Origin of the sequence: Rossellomorea oryzaecorticis, from assembly GCF_038405515.1 — a bacterium.
GTDB lineage: Bacteria > Bacillota > Bacilli > Bacillales > Bacillaceae_B > Rossellomorea > Rossellomorea oryzaecorticis_A.
In genome coordinates this window covers 1-1558 of record NZ_JBBYAF010000088.1, presented here as the reverse complement: position 1 = coordinate 1558, position 1558 = coordinate 1, and the positions used below count along the sequence as shown (strand labels likewise).

Genomic DNA, 1558 nt, shown 5'->3' with positions numbered 1-1558 from the left:
GATGACGGGATTTGCCTCATCATCAGCCTAACTGCTTAGACGCACATATCCAGCAGTGCGCTTACCCTATCCTCCTGCGTCCCCCCATTGCTCAAACGGAAAAGAGGTGGTACAGGAATATCAACCTGTTGTCCATCGTCTACGCCTATCGGCCTCGACTTAGGTCCCGACTAACCCTGAGCGGACGAGCCTTCCTCAGGAAACCTTAGGCATTCGGTGGATGGGATTCTCACCCATCTTTCGCTACTCATACCGGCATTCTCACTTCTAAGCACTCCACCAGTCCTTACGATCTGGCTTCACAGTCCTTAGAACGCTCTCCTACCACTGACACCATACGGTGTCAATCCACAGCTTCGGTGATACGTTTAGCCCCGGTACATTTTCGGCGCAGAGTCACTCGACCAGTGAGCTATTACGCACTCTTTAAATGGTGGCTGCTTCTAAGCCAACATCCTGGTTGTCTAAGCAACTCCACATCCTTTTCCACTTAACGTATACTTTGGGACCTTAGCTGGTGGTCTGGGCTGTTTCCCTTTCGACTACGGATCTTATCACTCGCAGTCTGACTCCCATGGATAAGTCTTTGGCATTCGGAGTTTGTCTGAATTCGGTAACCCGATGAGGGCCCCTAGTCCAAACAGTGCTCTACCTCCAAGACTCTTACACATGAGGCTAGCCCTAAAGCTATTTCGGAGAGAACCAGCTATCTCCAGGTTCGATTGGAATTTCTCCGCTACCCACACCTCATCCCCGCACTTTTCAACGTGCGTGGGTTCGGACCTCCATCCAGTGTTACCTGGACTTCATCCTGGACATGGGTAGATCACCTGGTTTCGGGTCTACGACCACATACTCATTCGCCCTGTTCAGACTCGCTTTCGCTGCGGCTCCGTCTCATCGACTTAACCTTGCATGGGATCGTAACTCGCCGGTTCATTCTACAAAAGGCACGCCATCACCCGTTAACGGGCTCTGACTACTTGTAGGCACACGGTTTCAGGTTCTCTTTCACTCCCCTTCCGGGGTGCTTTTCACCTTTCCCTCACGGTACTGGTTCACTATCGGTCACTAGGTAGTATTTAGCCTTGGGAGATGGTCCTCCCAGCTTCCGACGGGATTTCACGTGTCCCGCCGTACTCAGGATCCACTCAAGAGGGAACGAAGTTTCAACTACAGGGTTGTTACCTTCTTTGACGAGCCTTTCCAGACTTCTTCGTCTACTCCGTTCCTTTGTAACTCCGTATAGAGTGTCCTACAACCCCAAGAGGCAAGCCTCTTGGTTTGGGCTACATCCCGTTTCGCTCGCCGCTACTCAGGGAATCGCATTTGCTTTCTCTTCCTCCAGGTACTTAGATGTTTCAGTTCCCTGGGTCTGCCTTCCATACTCTATGTATTCAAATATGGATATTGTTCCATTACGAACAATGGGTTCCCCCATTCGGAAATCTCCGGATCAAAGCTCACTTACAGCTCCCCGAAGCATATCGGTGTTAGTCCCGTCCTTCGTCGGCTCCTAGTGCCAAGGCATCCACCGTGCGCCCTTCATAACTTAACC

Annotated in this window: 1 rRNA gene; it reads right to left on the bottom strand. The window is 51.3% G+C overall.

Annotation, left to right across the window (positions count from 1 at the left end):
- A 23S ribosomal RNA gene (locus tag AAEO50_RS20980) occupies positions 1-1558 on the bottom strand; the annotation flags it as partial.